This window comes from Paracoccus sp. (in: a-proteobacteria) (assembly GCF_030538755.1).
Lineage (GTDB): Bacteria > Pseudomonadota > Alphaproteobacteria > Rhodobacterales > Rhodobacteraceae > Paracoccus.
Genome location: NZ_JAUNTJ010000021.1, coordinates 17,571 through 37,181 on the forward strand (window position 1 = coordinate 17,571; position 19,611 = coordinate 37,181).

The window sequence follows — 19,611 nt, forward strand, 5'->3', positions numbered from 1 at the left end:
GCCCGTGGCCCCATCCGCCCGTTACACAAGGGGCGGCATATGACCGGGATCACCGATCTGTTCATCATTGGCGGCGGCATCAACGGCTGCGGTATCGCGCGCGATGCGGCGGGGCGCGGCCTGTCGGTGCGGCTGGCCGAACAGGGCGATCTGGCGCAGGCGACATCGAGCGCCTCGACCAAGCTGTTTCACGGCGGCCTGCGCTATCTGGAATATCTGGAATTCCGTCTGGTGCGCGAGGCTTTGGCCGAACGCGAGGTGCTGCTGCGCGCCATGCCGCATATCGCCCGGCCGATGCGCTTTGTGCTGCCGCTGGACCCGCAGATGCGCTTTGACAGCGATACGCCGGTGTCGCGGATGCTGGGGCGGGTGATGCCATGGGCGCGCGGGCGGCGGCCTGCGGCGCTGATCCGCGCCGGGCTGGCGCTGTATGACAGCCTTGGCGCGCGCAAGATCCTGCCCGGCACCGCCGCGCTGGACCTGACGCACGCGCCCGAGGGGGCCGTGCTGCAACCACGGCTGACGCGGGCCTATGAATACAGCGATGTCTGGGTGGATGACGCCCGGCTGGTGGTGCTGAACGCCCGCGATGCGGCGCTGCGCGGGGCCGATATTCTGACCCGCACGCAAGTGGTGTCGGCGCAGCGGCAGGACGGGCTGTGGCAGGTGACGCTGGCCGATGGCCGCCGCTTTGCCGCCCGCGCGCTGGTCAATGCCGCCGGTCCGTGGATCGGCGATGTGATCCGCGATGTGGCGCATCTGGCCAGCCGCGAAAGCGTACGTCTGGTGCGCGGCAGTCATATCGTGGTGCCGCGCCTGTTCGACCATGACAAGGCGTATTTCTTTCAGGGCACGGACGGGCGGATCATCTTTGCGATCCCTTACGAGGGCGATTTTACCCTGATCGGCACCACCGATGCCGAACATCACGGCGCTCCGGGCGCGGCGGTCTGCACGCCTGAGGAACAGCAATATCTGTGCGATTTCGCATCCGGCTATTTCCGGGTGCCGGTGACGCGGGATCAGATCGTCTGGACCTATTCCGGCGTGCGGCCGCTGTATGATGACGGCGCAAAATCGGCGACGGCGGCCACGCGGGATTATGTGCTGTCGCTGGATAGCGGCAGCGGCGCGCCCTGCCTGAACATCTTTGGCGGCAAGATCACCACCTATCGCCGGCTGGCGGAATCGGCGCTGTCGCGGCTGGCCCCGTTTTTCGCCGGGATGGGGCCGGGCTGGACAGCGGGTGCCCCCCTGCCCGGCGGCGATTTTCCGGTGGACGGCGTGCCGGGGCTGGTGGCCGACCTGCGCCGCGCCCATCCGGCGCTGGACGGTGCCACCGCGCTGCGGCTGGTGCGCGCCTATGGCACCGAGGCGGCGGCGATGCTGTCGCAGGGGCCGGGCCGCGATTTCGGTGCCGGTCTGACCGAGGCCGAGCTGAGCTGGCAGATGACGCATGAATATGCGCGCGAGGTTGACGACGTGATCTGGCGGCGCAGCAAGCTGGGTCTGCGGATGACGCCGGATCAGGTGGCGGAACTGGGCGACTGGATGGCGGCACGTTAGCGCGGCTTGCGCGGGATCGCCCGAAGGTGCGTATTTAAGCAAACAGGAAGCAGCGGGGGAGCGCAGATGAGCATTCTGGCCATGGATCAGGGGACGACCTCGTCCCGCGCGCTGGTCTTTTCCGAGGATCTGCGGGTGCTGGGGCTGGATCAGCAAGAGTTTGCGCAGCATTTCCCGCGCTCGGGCTGGGTCGAGCATGATCCGGGCGACATCTGGGCATCCAGCGCCGCGACCGCGCGGGGGGCGTTGGAAAAGGCGGGCAACCCGGCGATTGCCGCCATCGGCATCACCAATCAGCGCGAAACCGTGCTGGTCTGGGACCGGCGCAACGGCAAGCCAATCCATCGCGCCATCGTCTGGCAGGACCGGCGCACCGCCGATAGCTGCGCCGCGCTGCGCGAGGCCGGGCACGAACCGGCGGTGACAGCGACAACGGGTCTGTTGCTGGACCCCTATTTCAGCGCCACCAAGATCGGCTGGATTCTGGATCATGTGGACGGCGCGCGGGATGCGGCGCAGGCGGGGCATCTGGCCTTTGGCACCGTGGACAGTTTCCTGATCTGGAAGCTGACCGGCGGGCGGTCCCATGTCACCGATGCGACCAATGCGGCGCGGACCTTGCTGTATGACATTCACGCCGGGTGCTGGTCGGACGAGATGTGCGACCTGTTCGGCATTCCCCGCGTCATGCTGCCCGAGGTGCGCGACAGTGCCGATGCGTTCGGCATGACCCGCGCCGATCTGTTCGGGCGCGAGATCCCGATCCTTGGCGTGGCGGGCGATCAGCAGGCCGCGGCCATCGGGCAGGCTTGTTTCCAGCCGGGCATGATGAAGGCGACCTATGGCACCGGCTGTTTCGCCCTGCTGAACACCGGCGATCAGGCGGTGGTTTCGGGCAACCGGCTGTTGACGACCGTGGCCTATCGGCTGAACGGGCGCACGACCTATGCGCTGGAGGGGTCGATTTTCATCGCCGGGGCGGTGGTGCAATGGCTGCGCGACGGGCTGGGGCTGGTGCGCCATGCCGCAGACACCGGCGCGCTGTGGGACAAGGCCGATCCGGGGCAAGAGGTCATCATGGTGCCCGCCTTTACCGGGCTTGGCGCGCCGCATTGGCAGCCGCAGGCGCGTGGTGCGGTATTCGGCCTGACCCGCGCCACCGGCCCGGCCGAGATGGCCCGTGCCGCGCTGGAAAGCGTCGGCTTTCAGACCCGCGATCTGTGGCAGGCGATGGCCTCTGACTGGTCGGGCGCGGGCGATACGGTGCTGCGGGTGGATGGCGGCATGACGGCATCGGAACCGGCGATGCAGTTTCTGGCCGATATTCTGGGCGCGCCGGCAGATCGCCCGGTCAACACCGAAACCACCGCGCAGGGGGCCGCATGGCTGGCAGGCTGGCGCGCGGGCATCTGCCCCGGACCCGATGAATATGCGGCGATGTGGCGGCTGGACCGCCGCTTTGATCCGCAGATGGACGCGGCCGCCCGCGATGCCCGTTACGACCGCTGGCGCCGTGCGGTGCAGGCGGTCATCGCCATGGGCTGACGCAAAAGCCCGCGCTGTATCGCAACCTGTGGCGGCGGCAGGTCGAAATGCGCCTGCGCGGCGGCCTTTTGCCGTTTGATACGCCAGCCTGACCATCGGCTTGCGCACCAGAGATCACGGCAGGCAGGAGCCGCCGATATGGCCATCACTACCCCTGGCGCCCGTGCCCAACTGACCGCGCGCGGGGGCAGGCAGGGGCAATCATCCCATCAGCGCGGCAGGTTTGGCGGCAGGGCGCGCCCCTATCCCGCCGCTGCCATGATCCGTTCCAGCGCATCGGCATCCAGCGCCGCCGGATTGGCCCTCATCGAGGATGACGCCGCCGCCGCATCTGCCGCAGCCCGCCGTGTGGCCTGATCCAGCCGCAGCGGTGGCAGGCCCTGCGCCCGCGCCCATTGTGCCAGATGCGCCGCTGCCTGCGTCAGCCCGATCTCGGCGGGCAGGCCGAAGGCCGCCGCGATCCACGCGCCCACCTGATCCAGCCGCGCAGCCAATGCCGGGTCGGTCACACCGGCGCGGTTGGCGGTCAGCACCGGGGCCAGCAGCGCGCCGCAGATCGCCCCATGCGCCGCGCCGGTCAGCCCGCCCAACGGCCCGGCCAGCCCATGCACCGCCCCCAGCCCGGAATTGGCCAGTGCCAGCCCGCCGCACAGGCTGACCCAAGCCAGTTCGTCGCGGGCGCGGGTGTCGTCCTGAACCTGCATCAGCCGGATCAGCGCCGCCAGCCCGCGCGGGATCGCATCGCGGCACAGCGCATCGGTCAGCGGATTGGCACGGGTGCAGCAGAACGGCTCGATCACCTGCGTGACGGCATCCAGCCCCGAGGCCAGCGTGACGCCGCGCGGGCAGCCATCGGTCAGTGCCGGATCGACGATGGCCAGACGCGGCAGCATGGCGGGGTCGCGCAGGCTGACCTTGCGGCGGTGGTCGGGCACGGTGATGACGGCGTTGCGCGTGACCTCGGCCCCGGTGCCGGCGGTGGTGGGGATGGCGACAAAGGGCAGCGGCGGGCGATCCAGAGGCAGGCCCGCGCCCACGACCTCAAGATGATCGGTGATCGGGCGGGTGGCGGGGATCAGCGCCGCAATCGCCTTGCCCGCGTCAATGGCCGAGCCGCCGCCAAGCGCAACCACCGCCACCACCCCCGCCGCACGGGCGGTTTCGGTGGCGGACCGGATCAGCGGCAGGTCGGGTTCGCCCGGCACGGCCAGCCGCAGCGGCGCATCCAGCACAGCGGCCAGCCAGTCGGCCCGCCGCCCGTCCGCGCCGTGAACCAGCAGCACCCGCCCGCCGCCCGCCATGGCGCGGATACGGTCGGCCGCGGTCAAGGACGAACCGCGACCAAAGGCAATCTCGGTCGCGGTCATAAAGCTGAACGGTGTCATCGGCGCCCCCGGCAGGTTTGCCCCCTGATGCCGGGCGCGCCGTTCTTGTGCAAGCCTCTCAGGCAGTCTGACGACGGCGGCGCAGGACCAGCAGCCCCAGCCCCGAGGCCAGCAGCACCCCCCCGGCAGGCAGCGGGATCGGCGCGGGAACCGCCATGATCGCCACGTCATAGCTGTTGCCCGCCGTCAGCGCGCGCAGCGGATCGGTGCCCATCGGGTCAAAGAAGAACATCTCGACGCTCAGCCCGTTCAGGAACTGCGCCGCCAGCGGGCCGGTGATGCCGCCAAAGCCAAGGCTCAACTGATCCGCGCCCGCCGTCACCGAGGTCAACAGCCCCGACAGCAGTTCGCCCGTGCCATCTTGCAGGGTGAAAACGCCGTCCACATCGGCATAGGGGGCATCCTGCGCAAAGGTGATCGCCAGATTGACGAACAGATCGCCGCTGTGGGCAAAATCCATGCCGGTGGCCGGGGCATCGAAGATCAGCAGATCGCCGGTGCCGCCAAAGGCGGCGTAATCCGCCGTCGCGGCAGGCACGTCGATCACCGGCACGGTCGCCGCCGTGGCCGGCTGGGCCAGCAGCGGCAGCAGGGCGACCAGCGCGGCGGGCAGATATTTCTTGAACATGGTTTTTTCCTTTTTACGTTTCACAGGGTCGCTCAGGCCAGCAGCAGCGGGTTTTCATAATCGGTCAGGAAGGTCAGGTTATCCACCGTCACACCGGCACCGCGCACATAGATCGCATCATGCGCGCCCGACGGATCGTTCAGATAGACCACGACCTGCGCCCCCGCCTGCTGGACCGAGGCGACGCCGACCCCAGAGCCAAGCGCGATGGCATCGACGCCGGTTTCGTAATCCATGATCGTCGCCCGTTCGCGCATCCCGTTCAGGGCGGCATCGCCAAAGAAGAACACATCCGCCCCGGCACCGCCGGTCAGCACGTCGAAATTGCCGCCCGCGCCGACGATCAGATCATCGCCATCGGTGCCGGTCAGGTTGTCGCGCCCTGCGGTGCCGACGATCAGGTTCAGCGCCGGTTCGGGCAGTTCGTCGATGACGGTATCTTCGCGCCAGGTCAGGTTCTGGATGCGGTCATCGCTGCCATAGCCGCCATCGGCCTTGTCATAGGCGGTGTCGGGCGTGGCAAAATTCGCGGCCAGATATTCGGCAAAGGCATCCTGTTCGGTGCCGTTATCGGCAAAAGTCGCCGCGCCGCTGCGGTCGCCCGCCATCGCCTGCGCCAGATCGACACGATCAATGCCTTGGTGCTGCGGGAAGGGATAGCCGTCGCCACCATCGGCCATAAAGCCAAGCGTGACGATGCGCACCGGACCATCGGCATTGCCGGCCAGCTCGCCACCGATCACCAGCACATCCAGATCGCGGCCATCGGCATCGGTGATCGCCGCGCTGACGATGCGATCCCCCGCCGGACGCGACGGATCAAAGCTGAACTGGATGCCCGAGACCTGCGCAAACTGCCCCGCCGCCGCCGGAGCCGCCGCGACGGCATGTTCCAGCACCGCGACCAGTTCGGCGCGGGTGACGGTTATCAGCGACAGATCGTTGTTGAACGCCAGCGCGGTCTGAATATCGGCCTGACTGATACCGCCCTGCGGTTTGACGACATTGCCCTCGCTGTCCAGGATTTCGCCGTTGGGCAGGCGCTGGTAATCGGTCGCCCCGGCCGGAACGGTGATTTCCCCGATAGATGCCCGGATGCCGCCGCCGTTCTTGATCGACACCGTAACCGTTTCATCGAACGCCTGCGCATAGGCAAGGTTCGCATCCGCCGTCAGGTTGCCAAGATTGGTTTCCTGCGTGCGCACGCCATCGGGGTTGCCATCCTCGGCCACGCCGGAACGGTTGCCGTTCAGATAGACGCTGGACACGCCGAACACATTGCTTTGGGTGGCGATGATATGGCCCTCGATCGCATCGACGATAGCCTGAATTTCCGGGTCGGCCATATCCTGCGCGCCCAGATCGGCCACGCCCTGATCGTCGGTGGCATAGGCCCCCGACACCGTGGCGTCATAGCTGTCGGGGATGATCCGGCCATCGGCGTCGAAATCCAGCACCAGACGGCCGACGTATTTATAGTTGCCATCGGTGTTGACCACGGCGGTCGTGTGACCATCAGCGCCGGTGACAAGGATCGGATACGGACCCTGCGCCACATCGCCGTCAATCGCGCGGTCGGTTTCATCCATCAGCCGCGTGTTCGAGCCGCCCGCGATGATGACATCCACATCCGTCAGCCGCGAGGCCAGCTCCAGCTCGATGTTCAGCACCTGCATATGGGTTTGCAGAACGATCTTGTTCAGGCCGGGGTTGTCGGCCAGCAGGCTGTCCACCTCGGCCTGAATGATCGCGGCCAGCGCGTCCAGTTCGGCGGCGGTCGGCGTGGTGCCCTGCCAATAGGGCGAGATGGTCACATCGCCCGAAGACGAAATCCGCGCCAGCGTCGGCGTGGTCGCCCCGATGATGCCGATCTGTTCGCCCTGGTTTTCCACCACCACCGACGAAGTGATGCTGCGCGGCATCGGGGCCTGACCGCCCTCGACCGCCAGACCGGCCATATAGGGATCGGTCGTCACATCCAGATTGACCGACAGATAGGGCATGTCGGTGCCGGTGAACGCCTGCCCCGCCAGCGTGCTGCCCGTCAGCACGTCGAAATTGCCGCTGACGGTGCCGCCGATCAGCCCGGCCAGTGCCGCCGTGCCCTTGTCGAATTCGTGGTTGCCAAGGGTGATGGCGGCAAAGCCCAGCTCGTTCTGGATCTGGATGTCGGCGATCCCGCCCGCGCCGAACAGCGCCTCGGACGCATCGAAGAACACGCCGGGAATGAACGCATCGCCCGAGGACAGCCGGATCGTCCAGTCGGCCACGCCCTGCGATTCCAGCGCGTTCATCACCGCCGAGGCATTGGGCGCATAGCGAATGGACGAACCATTGCCTTCCTGATCGGCCAGATGCAGGATTTCCAGCGTATAGGTCATCGGCGCGGTGCCGAAATCCATCCCGACGACAATCGGATCATGGTCCGAGGCGCGATAGATGTCGGCCGTCATCAGCGAACCATCGCGGCCGAAATCCAGATTGTAATCGAACGCATCCGCTTCGTCGGCATTGATGGGCACATAGCTGGCCCCGGTGACAAAGCCCGTCAGCGGCGCGGTGCCAAAGGCATAATCCAGCGTGCCGGTCATGCCGTCGAACACATAGCTGATCCCCTGACCATCGAACATCGCGCCCAGATCGGTCAGATCGTCATCGGTGCCGATAATGCCATCCGCGCCCGCGATCAGGTTCTGGATCGCGTCCTCCATCCGGTAGGCGTTGAAATCGCCCAGAACCAGCACCTTGTCTTCGCCGGTGCCAGTGGGGTCGCTGGAAATCCATTCGGCCAGCGCGATGGTGGCATTGGCGCGGATCGTGGCGCTGTGGCCCTGCCCGTCGCCCTGATCGCTGTCACCCATGGCCGCCGAGCCTTTGGATTTCAGGTGGTTCACCACGGCGGTGAAACTTTCGCCGCTGGCCTTTTCGGTGAAGGTCTGCGCCATCGCCGGGCGCTGAACGCCGGTGGTCGGGAAACGCGCATCCACCGATTCATCCAGATAGGCCACATCGCCGTTCAGGCTGATGGTTTCATGGTTGTAGATAAAGGCGTTCTTGATCGCGTCACCGCCGACCGGACCGCCCTGCACATTCAACATCGGCCCGGCATCGACATAGGCCCAGGTGCCGCCCGCCGCATTCAGCGCCGCCGTCAGCGCCATCAGCGAGGCAGACCCCGACGGGTCGTTCTCGATTTCCAGCAGGCCGACGACATCGGCCCCAAGGCTGTTGATGGCGGCGACGATCTTGGCCTCTTGCCGTTCGAACTCGGCCAGACTATCGGCGCCGCGCGGCGACAGGTTGTTCGCCGGGCCGGTGGTGCCATTAAGGGTGGTGAAATAGTTCAGCACGTTGAACGCCGCCACCTTGACGGTGCCGCCCACATCCGGCGCGCTGTCGGGGCGGGGATTGTTCTGGATCAGGTCGCCATCGCCGGGCAGGTGGATGCGGTATTCGGGTTCCTCGCTGCTGGCGGCGCTGTCATGGGAAAAGGACAGAACCCCGGTCAGCCCGCGATAGGCATCGCCCATGCGGAACTCATCGCCCGCGCGCAGCACGCCATCCTCGCCCAGAAACGGCACCAGCAGTTCCGCCGGGTTCTGCGCATTCGACCCGTCGTCGATCACCAGCGACCGCGCGGCGACCTGTTTCAGAAATTCCTGATACCCCTCGACGCTGGGGGCATTGGTCTGGGTAAAGGTCGGAATCCGCCCGTCCGAGGTCAGCCGCATGGTGCCGAACCGATCCAGCTGGAACAGCTCGCTGACGGTCATATCCTGCGGGATCGTGACCAGCATCCCTTCATACATTTCCAGATTGGCGACGTAATCGCCCTTGGAATCCAGCAGAACAGAGGCGGTCGGGAATTCGATCACCGCCGCCGTGGGCAGCGGATTGCCACTGGAATCGACGCTGACATCATCGGCGGTGATGCGGGTTTCACCGCCCACCTCGGCCACCCGGCCCTGAACCGTGACCAGATCGCCAACAGCCACCGGCGCCGATGACGCGATGAACACCCCTTCCGAGGAATAGGGGTTGTCATCGGCATCGCGGTCTTCTTCCTGAATATAGAACCCGCCCAGACCGGGCAGAACCTGCGTGACGATGGCCTGCACGCGCACCTGTTCGTTCAGCATCGGGCTTTCATCGGCGGCACCGGGCACGCCGACCAGCGTGCCATCGGCCAGATTGGTCTCGCCCTGCACCTCGTGGATCCTGACCGACTGATAGGCATCGGGGTCAACGGCATAACTGCCCGCGCGCGGATTGTTGATCTCGGCGCTGTTGTTGAAATCGGCAAAGGTGAAATCCGTCGCCTGCCCGGTGGATACGCCGTCCTGCACCCGGATCACACCGGCAGGCAGGAACGCCCCCTCTGGCCCGACGACCGGCGCATCGAAGTGGAAATATTCGGCCCCCTCGCCATCGCTGACACCGATGGCATCCACCGCCGTCAAGGCGTCGGTCACGCGATTGCCGCTGATCCCGGCGGTCGGCACCAGCGCGATGGTATAGCTGGAGTTTTCGATGAAATTATCGGCAAAGGTCGCATTGGCGGTCACGCCATAGGTGGTCTGCGCCAAAGCGTTGGCGATCAGGAAAAAGCCGTTATCCCCGATCACATGTTCGGCGGTGAAATCGAACCGGGCGTCGATCATGCCGTTCTGGGCGATATTGTCTGATTCCACCACGATCAGGCTTAGCCCCGCCAGCGACTGACCGGGCGCGCCGATCAGCTCCACGAACTCGCTGTCCGGGCCGACGGTTGATCCCAACACCTTGTTAATCAACAAGGATTGTTCGGCCAGGGCATTCAGCGGATTAACGTTCAGGTCAGCGGGGTTGATCTGGATGGTCATCTGGGGTGCCTGCTTTGGTTAACAAGGATCACCCCCGGTTAACCGCCGCGCGTAACAGCCCTGTTACAGCCCCCTCACCCGACTTTATGTATATTCTTATGTTTATTTTGTATTTCGGTTATTTTTGCGTTTTGGATGCGGATGTTTCGTTTAGCCCTGTTGATGAGGGCTGGTCTGTGGGCGATGATGATGCGGGTTATGGGCAGTTGGGCGATCAGGTCTGCGATGGCGCTTTCGGTCTGTTCGTCCAGGTTGGCGGTGCCCTCGTCCAGCAGCAGCAGGCGCGGCTGGCGGTAAAGGGCGCGGGCCAGCAGCACGCGCTGGCGCTGGCCGCCCGACAGGGCCGAGCCCATATCGCCCACCAGCGACAGGTATTGCATCGGCATCCGCAGGATGTCCTCGTGGATCTGGGCGGCGGCGGCGGCGGTGGCCACGCGCTCCATATCCATGTCGGGGTCGAAGAAGGCGATGTTATCCGCGATCGAGCCGGACAGCAGCTGGTCATCCTGCGCCACCACGCCGATCTGGCTGCGCCAGGCGCGCCACAGTTCCGGCGTGGCGGGCTGGCCGTCCAGCAGGATCTGCCCCGATTCCGGCGCGTTCACCCCCAAAAGCAGCTTGGACAGCGTGGTCTTGCCCCCGCCCGAGGGGCCGGTGATCGCCACGAAATCCCCCGCCTCGATGTCCAGCGACACGTCATCCAGCACCAGCGGGCTGGCATCGCCATAGCGGAACGACACGCCGCGCACCGAAATCGCGCCCTGAACGTCGATCATCCGCGCCGGGGCGCCGCTGTCGCGGATGTCGGGTTCCGCCGTCACGATGTCGGACAGGCGTTCCAGATGCAGCCGCAGCAGCCGGAACTGCATCACCTCGCCCACCAGCGACAGCGCCCGGTCGCTGAAGGTCTGCCGGAACGACAGGAACGCCATCAGCATCCCCACCGAAAACCCCTGCGCATCCAGGATCATCACCGCGCCCAGATAGATCACCAGCACGGTCTGGATGCCGATCACCGCGCTTTGCAGAAACGACAGGGTGATTTCATATTTGCCGACCCGGACCGAACTGTTGATGACCGCGGCATAGCGGCTGCGCCATTTGCCCTCGCGCCCGGTTTCCCCGCCCATCAGCCGGATGGTGGGCATGGCGCGCACGGTTTCGATCAGATGCGACTGTTCGGCAGCCATGTTGACGATATTGTCCTCGGTCGCGGCGCGGGTGACGGGGTAAAAGGCAAAGCCCAGTCCCAGCACGATCAGCAGCGAGGCGACCACCACCGTCCCCAACAGCGGCGAATACAGAAACAGGATCGCCGCCGCGATCACCGCCATCAGCCCGTCCACCATGGCCGAGATCATCCCCCGCGTCAGCGCGTCCTGGATGGCGTTGGTCGATTCGATCCGTGACATGATGTCGCCGACGTGGCGTTTCTCGAAAAACGACACCGGCAGGCGGATCATGTGGCGCACGATATTGCCCACGATCTGGAACGACATCATCGAGCCAAGCAGCCGCAAGACCCAGTTGCGCAGCGCCTCGAGCCCCGCATGCAGCAGCGTCAGCGCCCCAAAGCCAAGCGCCAGCACCACCAGCAGGTCGCGATCGGATCGCCCGATCGCCTCGTCCACCACCAGCTGGATGTGAAACGGCAGCGCGAAGGTGGCGATCTGGAACACCAGCGACAGCGCCAGCACCTGAAAGATCGCCGCCCCCATCCCCTGCGTCCGCGACCACAGGCTGGACAGCCTGACCGACACCCGCGCCGTGGCCTTGCGGAAATCGCCCGCCGGGGTCAGTTCCAGCACCACCCCGGTGAAATGGTTCGACAGCTCCGCCATCGACAGCTTGCGCGCGCCCCGCGCCGGGTCGTGGATCACCGCCCCGCGCCGGCTGATGGATTTGAGCACCACGAAATGGTTCAGATCCCAGTGCAGGATCGCCGGCAGCCGCACCTGCCCCAGCGCATCCAGCCCCACCCGCAAGGCGCGCGGCGCCAGCGACAACTGTTCGGCCAGCTGCATCAGATGCCGCAGCGTCGCCCCGGTCAGCGACAGCGAAAACCGCTGCCGCAACCCGTTCAGATCAATGTCATGGCCGTAATAGCGGCCCACCATCGCCATACAGGCCAGCCCGCATTCCGCCGCCTCAGCGGCGCGGATTTCCGGCAGGCGGCGCAGCCCGGAAAAGTTCAGATCGGTAATGCTCATCCCAGACGCCCCACAGCATAGATCGGATCCAGAAGCCATTCGACCAGCGTGCGCCGGTCGATCACGATACCCGCGGTCAGCAACATGCCGGGCTGGACCTGAATGTCCTGCCCGTAGGCGCGCACCTGATCGCTGGCCAGTTCCACCTTGACCCGGAACACCGGCTCCTGGATCTCCAGCCCCGGTATCGCCACCTCGGACGGGGCCAGCACCGTGCGCGACACGCTGCGCACCACGCCGCGGGCGGTGCCGAATTTTTGATACGGGAAGGCCTGATACATCAGCTGCACCTCTTGCCCGGCCTTGATGAACCCGGCCGAGCGCGACGGCACATAAAGTTCCGCCTCAAGCGACGAGCCTTCGGGCGTCAGCACCGCCACCACCGATTGCGGCGCCACCGTCTGGCCGCGCGACACCGGCACCGCCACCACCCGGCCCGCCACCGTGGCCCCGGCGTGATAGACGTTCTGGGTTTCCATCTCGGTGCCCTGCAAGGCCAGTTGCGCCTGCCCGGCACTGGCGCGGGCATCCGCCGCCCGGATCGACAGCGGCAGGCTGCGCAACTGCGCGTCGATCTCGCTGATCTGGCGGTCCATCGCCAGCACGCTGCTGCGCACGCCCGACAGTTCCTGCTGCGCCACCAGCACCGCCATCTCGCTTTCCTCGACGGTCTTGCGGCTGGCGATGCCGCGCCCGGCCATCGCCCGCACCCGTTCGGCATTCGCCTCGACCAGCGCCAGCCGTTCGGCGGTGGTCTCGATCCGGGCGCGGCCCTGATCGCGTTCGGCCACCAGCCCCTCGCGCTGGGTTTTGAGGTTGGTCTCGTCGGCGACCAGCATCTCGCGCTCGGCCTCGGCCTGCGCGCGCGCCGCGTCGATCTGGGCGTGCAATTGCGTCAGCAGCGCCTGCCCGGCACTGCCCCCGGCCAGATCCGCCGACAGCCGCAGCTCTGCCAGAGACTGCCCGGCCGAAACCGTATCGCCCTCGGAGACCGTCAGGCTCTGGATCACCCCGCCACGCGGCGCCGTCACCCGGATCAACCCACCCTCGGGCACAACCCAGCCCGCAACCGTCTCGATCCGCGCATAAGACGCCGTGGACGCAAACGCCAGGGCCCCCACAACGACACAAACCGCCAACACAATCAAAACCCGCATCCGAAGCGACAGTGACAACAAAACCTCGCCATCCAAACCACGTGACTGATGCAAAACAGCCGCGCGACGGAAAAGGGGCGTGGGGGATTCGTTATCATCGCTGGGACGCTGATCGGTCATGGCTGGCCTTGCTTGTCAGGGTCGGGCTGCGCAACCGCCCGGCGCCAACTGCGATCAGATCGGTTGCGGGGGAAACCGCGACGATCGGGCGACCGTCGCGGGGATGTCATGCGTCAATCAGCAACGCGGCTTGACCGGGGCGCAGCCCGTGTCGCAGCCGGTGTCGCAGCCCGTGCTGCCGCCGGTTTTGCCGCCCCAGGTCTTGGGGTTAAAGATCGACAGGATACCGCTGAGAATATTGACTTTGGTGTTGATGACGGTGCCCAGCAGGCAACCACCAAACAGGAAGCCGCCGGCGACCTGATCCAGTTCCTGTTCGCTCAGTTCTTTGATGTTGGCGTCCATTGTCATGCTCCTATTGATTTGCACATGTCGCACAGGCGACGCCATCATCAGGACACAGGCGCAGGCAGCGAGCCATTAGGGCAGTTGGACTAAACGCTTAGAACTTCTGAATTAAACAATTGAAAAACGCAATTATCGGCAGTAGCCTGCCGATACGCGCCTGCAACCATGGCGCGTTTTTCGCCCGCCCATAAACCCCTCGTCTCAAGGGTAGCAGATCAGACAAACGCGCATCTCACCCCAGATGTCGCCCGATGAGGACCAATCCGCGAAGGACATGAAGGATTTGATGACGCTCGATCAAACCGACAAGGCCCGGACCAGAATCATCATTGCCAATGCCAACCCAGCCTATTGCGAGGACATGCAGGAAATCATCCGAACCCTGAACCCCGAGGCCGATGTGATCGTGATTCCGGTGGCGGAACACACGGCCCGGCCACCCACCGCCGCAGCACCGGACACCGCCTGCCTTGACCGGCTGTCCACCCGGCAGCGCGATGTTCTGGCGCTGATCGTCGAAGGGCGCTCGAACAAGGATATTGCCCGCAACCTTCAGATCGCGCCTTCGACGGTGCGGGTGCATGTGTCGGCCTTGCTGCGGATATTGGGGGTCAGTTCGCGCACGGCGGCGGCGGCACTGGCCGCCGGGGTGATCGCGCGGCGAACAGGGGATCAGCCGGCGCAATAGGGCGGCGCGGCGGGGCTGCCCCCTTGCCCGCCCCCGCCGGGACGGATCAGCCGTTCAGGCGGGCGATCAGCCAATCCAGAAATGCCTGCGCCTGCGGCGTGGGCACGCTGTCGGCGGGAATGATGACGTGATAGCGTTCCTCGGTCGTCAGGCTGTGCTGGCCCAGTGGAATCAGCCGCCCCTCGGCCAGATGGGACGAGATCAGCGTTTCCCAGCCAAGCGCCACCCCCTCGCCGTTGACGGCGGCGTGGATCGAATCGGTGTAATGGTTGAACCGCAGCCCGCTGCGGTCGGATGCGCGGCCCAGATCGCCGCCCAGCCCGACCCGCTGCGCCCATGATCGCCACGTCAGCCAGGACGGGTTCACCGTATCCGAGGCGATCAGCGGCAGGCGCGCCAGATCGGGCGCATCCCCAAGGGACAGCTTGTCCCGCAGCGCGGGGCTGCACACCGGAAACACCCGGTCGGCGCGGCTGGCCAGACTGGTGGCCTGCGGAAACGGCGCCCGGCCATAGCGGATCGCCACATCCAGCCGGTCGCGGCGCAGATCGGTGATGCCATCCTCGGCCACCAGTTTCAGCTTGATCTGCGGATGGGTTTCGCGGAATTCGGCCAGACGCGGCAGAATCCAGAAATGCGTGAACCCCAGCGTCGCCGCCACCGCCACCGTATCCGAACTGGCGGGGCGGCGGATGGTGTCGATCATTTCAGCCATATTGGTAAATGACAGCGACACCGTGGCCGCCAGTGCCGTGCCGGGCGGGGTCAGCACCACCCTTTTATGCGCGCGGGTGAACAGGCTGGTGTTCAGATCCTGTTCCAGCAGCTTGATCTGACGGCTGACCGCCGCCTGCGTGACGCCCAGTTCCGCGGCAGCCTGCGTGAAACTGCCCAAACGCGCGGCAGCCTCGAAGGTGGACAGCGCGGCAAGCGAGGGAAGGCTGCGGCGAAGGCTTGTCATCGGCGATCCTTTCTGCTGCGCCATACATAATCTGAAGTTATCAATGCGTCGAGAATTTCTGCCGTTGCGCCCCACCGTCAATTTCCCCGAGATGAGACGATATGACACAGCACCGTAACGGATTCGGCGCAATCCATTGCTTTTTACAGGAACCAAGGCCATGATCGACCAAGGCAATCTCGCTTCGCTTCTGGACGCCCATCAGTCGGGGCGCTCTCTTGCGCGTCCGTTTTATACGGATGCGGATGTGTTTCAGGCCGACCTGGACCTGATCTGGTATCGTGAATGGATCTTTGCGGCACCGGCGGCGGAACTGCCCAAGGCGGGGTCTTATGTCACGCTGCAACTGGGGGCCTATCCGATCCTGATCGTGCGTGGCGGCGATGGCAGCATCCGCGCCTTTCACAATTCCTGCCGCCACCGGGGCAGCCGGATCTGCTCGAAACCCTCGGGTCAGGCGGCCAAGCTGGTCTGCCCCTATCACCAATGGACCTATGAAACCGATGGCCGCCTGCTGTGGGCGCGCGACATGGGGCCGGATTTCCAGATGGGCGAACACGGCCTGCGCCCGGTGCATTGCACCATCGCCGCCGGGATGGTGTTTATCTGCGTGGCCGATCAGGCACCCGATTTCAGCGCCGTGCAACAGGCCGCCGACCGTTATGCCGCGCCGCACGGGCTGGCCGATCTCAAGGTCGCGCACCAGTCGCGCATCATCGAGAACGGCAACTGGAAGCTGGTGATGGAAAACAACCGCGAGTGCTATCACTGCGCCGGATCGCACCCCTCTTTGTGCCGCACCTTCAACGACGATCCCAATCTGGTCGGCGGCGACGACAGCCTGTCATCGCCCGCCGGGGCCGCGCATGTGCAACGCTGCGAAGATGCGGGCCTGCCGTCGCGCTATCTGATCGCGGATAGCGAACAATGGCGGCTGGTGCGCATCCCCTTTGTCGGCGATGCCGTCAGCTATACGATGGATGGCAAGGCCGCCGCGCCGCTGCTGCCGGGGATGCCCTTTGCCAATGCCGGATCGCTGCTGTTCTTCCATTACCCCAACACATGGAACCACTTTCTGTCCGATTCCGTGCTGAACTTTCGCATGATCCCTGTCAGCCCCACCGAAACCGAGGTCGTGACCACATGGATGGTGCGCAAGGATGCGGTCGAGGGCAAGGATTACGACCTGTCCCGCCTGACCGAAGTCTGGATCGCCACCAATGACGAAGACCGCCGTGTGGTCGAGGAAAACCAGATCGGCATCAGCTCGCCCGCCTATCGGCCCGGCCCCTATTCGGCGGCGCAGGAAAGCGGCGTGATCCAGTTCATCGACTGGTATGTGCGCGCCATGACCGGCGCCCTGTCCGGCCCCGCGAAAATGGCGGCGGAATAATGCCCCGCCCGCGCCAGAACTGGACCGCCGAGCCATGGGACGACAGCGAATTGCTGGAATGCGCCATGGTGATCCCGGAAACGGCGGATACCTGGACCTTTGCGTTTCGCGCGCCGTCGGGGGCGTGGTTCGACTATCAGCCGGGGCAGTTCCTGACACTGGACCTGCCGCTGCCCGGCGGGTCGGTGCAGCGGACCTATACCATCTCGTCCTCGCCCTCGCGGCCCTTGTCGATCTCGGTCACGGTCAAGGCGCAGGACGGATCAAAGGGCAGCCGCTGGATGCTGGATCACCTGAAACCGGGGATGCGGATCAAGGCCTTTGGCCCGACGGGGCAGTTCACCATGCTGCGCCACCCGGCACCGAAATACTTGTTCATCTCGGCCGGGTCGGGCATCACGCCGATGATGTCGATGACGACATGGGCATGGGATTCGGGCGAAATGCCCGACATCGTATTCGTCCATGCCGCGCGCCGGCCCAGCGACATCATCTTTCGCCGCAGGCTGGAACAATTCGCCGCCCGCGTGCCGGGGTTGCAGCTGCACCTCACCGTCGAAGAGGAAGAGCCCTTCAGCGCCTGGCCCGGCTATCGCGGACGGCTGACCCAGATCATGCTGGGCCTGATGGCCCCCGACTATCTGGACCGCGAAGTTTTCTGCTGCGGCCCCGCCCCCTTCATGGCCGCCGTGCGCGACATGCTGGAATCGCTCGGCTATGATCTGAACCGCTATCACGAAGAAAGCTTCAGTGCCCCCACCCCGGTCGAAATCCCGGTCGAGCCATCGCCGCCGCCCGGCGACGCCACCATCCGGTTCGAAGGCGCAGACCTGACCATCAACTGTTCAGGCGACGACACGGTGCTGGCCGTGGCGAAACAGGCCGGGCTGAACATCCCCTCGGGCTGCACCTTCGGCCTGTGCGGCACCTGCAAGATCCGCAAGATCTCGGGTGATGTGAACATGATCCACAACGGCGGCATCTCGGACGAAGAAATCGACGAGGGCTATATCCTCGCCTGCTGTTCGAAACCGCAAGGCACGGTGGTGGTGGACATCTGAACCAAACCGGGCAGGCCACACCTGCCCGGCCCATCTTTGGTCTGCAAATATCCCACCGGGGTCCGGGGGTGTGAAACCCCCGGTCGCAACCGTCACATCATCGCAAAGGTATCAGGATCAGGGCCAGTCCGGTGGCCGCTGTCCAGCGCGTTCAGCGCGGCCATATCCTCATCGCTCAGCACCAGATCCAGCGCGGCAAGGTTTTCGCGCAGGCGTTCGGGCCGTTCCGATTTCGGGATCACCGACAGCCCGTTCTGAACATGCCAGCGCAGGATCACCTGCGCGGGCGTGGCCCCCAGCCGCCCGGCAATGGCGACCACCTCGGGCGCGGCGAACAGATGCCCGCGCCCCAGCGGTGTCCAGCTTTGGGTGACGATGCCCAGCCTGTCGTTATGCGCACGCAGCGCCACCTGCGGCAACGAGGGGTGCAGCTCGATCTGGTTCAGCGCCGGGGTGACGCCGGTTTCGGCGATCAGCCGGTCCAGATGCGCCTGATGGAAATTCGCCACGCCGATGGACCGCGCCCGGCCCTCTTCGCGCAGACGGATCAGCGCCTTCCATGTTTCCACATACAGATCGCGCGACGGCACCGGCCAGTGGATCAGATACAGATCGACGTAATCCAGCCCCAGCCGCCCGATGCTGGCATCAAAGCCGCGCAGCGCCGCGTCATAGCCCTGCGCATCGTTCCACAGCTTGGTGGTGACGAAAATATCCTCGCGCGGAATGTCGGTTTCCCGGATCGCCTGCCCCAGCCCCTGTTCGTTCTGATAGGCAGCGGCCCCGTCGATCAGGCGATAGCCCGCCGCCAGCGCATCACCGACGACGCGCGCGGTATCATCGGCGGGCACCAGCCAGATCCCGGCGCCCATTTGCGGCATCCGGCGGCCATCGTTCAGCCGCAAGGTGGGGTGGTTGGCCATGCTCGGTCTCCTGTTTTGTCAGGCGATAAAATCAGCCTCGCATAAGCGGGTTATCGCCAGCAGACGGTCCGGGGCAATCGCAAAAATACGCCGATGGCTGCCCTCGGCAACCCAAACCCGTGAAAAATAACGCAATCCGGGATCAAAAAATGCTGTGATCGGGTGTAGATGACCCATCGGCACAACTTTGCCGATAGTAAAACCCGCCCCTGCGCGGATTCATGCCGCATCGGCCTTGCCCAGCGGCTGACCGGCCAACTGCACCGCCCTGCCCGGATCGACGCGGTTGTCGCCCGCCGTCAGGCTTTTGCTCGTTTCGTGCCCCTGCACCTTGCTGCTTGCGATACGCGCCATTCTGCGGCAGGTCTGAACGTCATCGCAAAGGGGAAAGAGATGCAGGTTTTCATGCTGCTGGTTCAGGTGGGGCGCAAACAGGGCGACGGCCTGCCCGATGGCAGCACGGGTGCCGGGCTGATCTGTTACGCCGCCGGCAAGGACGAGGCCGAGGCGGTGCGCGAAACCGTGGCGATTCTGAAACAGGCCGACATGGCACCGCTGGATGTGACCGGATACGGCACTCTGGCCGAACGGCAGGCCGCCGGGCAGGACATCAGCGATGAAGAACGCGCCCTGACCGACCGCGCCCTGGCCGATAATGCCGTGATCGTCGCCGCGGTCGAGCCGTTCTTTGGCGACGGCCCGGATGCTGGCGAAGGCTAGGCAGGCCCGGCGGCTTGGTCTAGGATGCAGACAACGAAAACCAA

The 19,611-nt window shown here is 65.5% G+C and carries 15 protein-coding genes; 6 read left to right on the top strand and 9 right to left on the bottom strand.

Annotation, left to right across the window (positions count from 1 at the left end):
- Positions 1-39 precede the first annotated feature (39 nt).
- Both glpD and glpK read left to right on the top strand, forming a co-directional pair.
- Entirely contained in the window at positions 40-1,566 is a 1,527-nt protein-coding gene (gene glpD, locus Q4G14_RS12315; RefSeq protein WP_303362051.1) for a glycerol-3-phosphate dehydrogenase, read from the top strand.
- A 66-nt stretch (positions 1,567-1,632) separates the two neighbouring features.
- Entirely contained in the window at positions 1,633-3,111 is a 1,479-nt protein-coding gene (gene glpK, locus Q4G14_RS12320) for a glycerol kinase GlpK (RefSeq protein WP_303362052.1), read from the top strand.
- A gap of 242 nt (positions 3,112-3,353) precedes the next feature.
- On the opposite strand, the gene Q4G14_RS12325 is transcribed toward glpK, so the two are convergent.
- The 6 genes from Q4G14_RS12325 to Q4G14_RS12350 all read right to left on the bottom strand — a co-directional run bounded on the left by Q4G14_RS12325 (position 3,354) and on the right by Q4G14_RS12350 (position 13,818).
- Entirely contained in the window at positions 3,354-4,496 is a 1,143-nt protein-coding gene (locus Q4G14_RS12325; RefSeq protein ID WP_303362053.1) for an iron-containing alcohol dehydrogenase, read from the bottom strand.
- Positions 4,497-4,554: 58 nt separating this feature from the next.
- Positions 4,555-5,124 (bottom strand): hypothetical protein, encoded by a 570-nt coding sequence (locus Q4G14_RS12330; protein WP_303362054.1) that lies wholly within the window; start codon positions 5,122-5,124, stop codon positions 4,555-4,557.
- 32 nt (positions 5,125-5,156) lie between these two features.
- On the bottom strand, positions 5,157-9,986 hold the full coding sequence (locus Q4G14_RS12335; RefSeq protein ID WP_303362055.1) for an ExeM/NucH family extracellular endonuclease: 4,830 nt from the start codon (positions 9,984-9,986) through the stop codon (positions 5,157-5,159).
- Between the two features lie 74 nt (positions 9,987-10,060).
- A complete protein-coding gene (locus Q4G14_RS12340) occupies positions 10,061-12,196 on the bottom strand; it encodes a peptidase domain-containing ABC transporter (protein WP_303362056.1) in 2,136 nt (711 codons plus the stop codon).
- Positions 12,193-13,317 carry an HlyD family efflux transporter periplasmic adaptor subunit gene (locus Q4G14_RS12345; RefSeq protein ID WP_303362057.1) on the bottom strand — a complete coding sequence of 375 codons (1,125 nt, stop codon included), beginning with the start codon at positions 13,315-13,317 and terminating at the stop codon, positions 12,193-12,195. The genes Q4G14_RS12340 and Q4G14_RS12345 overlap by 4 nt, the downstream gene beginning before the upstream one ends.
- A 273-nt stretch (positions 13,318-13,590) precedes the next feature.
- Positions 13,591-13,818, bottom strand: a complete 228-nt coding sequence (locus Q4G14_RS12350) for a bacteriocin (RefSeq protein WP_303362058.1) — start codon at positions 13,816-13,818, stop codon at positions 13,591-13,593.
- A 289-nt stretch (positions 13,819-14,107) separates the two neighbouring features.
- On the opposite strand from Q4G14_RS12350, the gene Q4G14_RS12355 reads away from it, so the two are divergent.
- Complete coding sequence (locus tag Q4G14_RS12355) at positions 14,108-14,509, top strand: helix-turn-helix transcriptional regulator (protein ID WP_303362059.1); 402 nt, start codon at positions 14,108-14,110, stop codon at positions 14,507-14,509.
- 46 nt (positions 14,510-14,555) lie between these two features.
- On the opposite strand, the gene Q4G14_RS12360 is transcribed toward Q4G14_RS12355, so the two are convergent.
- Positions 14,556-15,470, bottom strand: a complete 915-nt coding sequence (locus Q4G14_RS12360; protein WP_303362060.1) for a LysR substrate-binding domain-containing protein — start codon at positions 15,468-15,470, stop codon at positions 14,556-14,558.
- Between the two features lie 160 nt (positions 15,471-15,630).
- Here Q4G14_RS12360 and Q4G14_RS12365 point away from each other — a divergent pair, with 160 nt between their 5' ends.
- Positions 15,631-16,863 carry an aromatic ring-hydroxylating dioxygenase subunit alpha gene (locus Q4G14_RS12365; protein ID WP_303362061.1) on the top strand — a complete coding sequence of 411 codons (1,233 nt, stop codon included), beginning with the start codon at positions 15,631-15,633 and terminating at the stop codon, positions 16,861-16,863.
- Positions 16,863-17,924 (top strand): hybrid-cluster NAD(P)-dependent oxidoreductase, encoded by a 1,062-nt coding sequence (locus Q4G14_RS12370; RefSeq protein ID WP_303362062.1) that lies wholly within the window; start codon positions 16,863-16,865, stop codon positions 17,922-17,924. The genes Q4G14_RS12365 and Q4G14_RS12370 overlap by 1 nt, the downstream gene beginning before the upstream one ends.
- Positions 17,925-18,016: 92 nt before the next feature.
- Here the strand turns inward: Q4G14_RS12370 and Q4G14_RS12375 are convergent, their stop codons facing one another.
- Positions 18,017-18,847, bottom strand: coding sequence for an aldo/keto reductase (locus Q4G14_RS12375; RefSeq protein WP_303362063.1), 831 nt, complete (start codon positions 18,845-18,847; stop codon positions 18,017-18,019).
- Positions 18,848-19,066: 219 nt separating this feature from the next.
- Complete coding sequence (locus Q4G14_RS12380) at positions 19,067-19,201, bottom strand: hypothetical protein (RefSeq protein ID WP_303362064.1); 135 nt, start codon at positions 19,199-19,201, stop codon at positions 19,067-19,069.
- A 39-nt stretch (positions 19,202-19,240) separates the two neighbouring features.
- Here Q4G14_RS12380 and Q4G14_RS12385 point away from each other — a divergent pair, with 39 nt between their 5' ends.
- Positions 19,241-19,567, top strand: coding sequence for a hypothetical protein (locus Q4G14_RS12385; protein ID WP_303362065.1), 327 nt, complete (start codon positions 19,241-19,243; stop codon positions 19,565-19,567).
- Positions 19,568-19,611 lie beyond the last annotated feature (44 nt).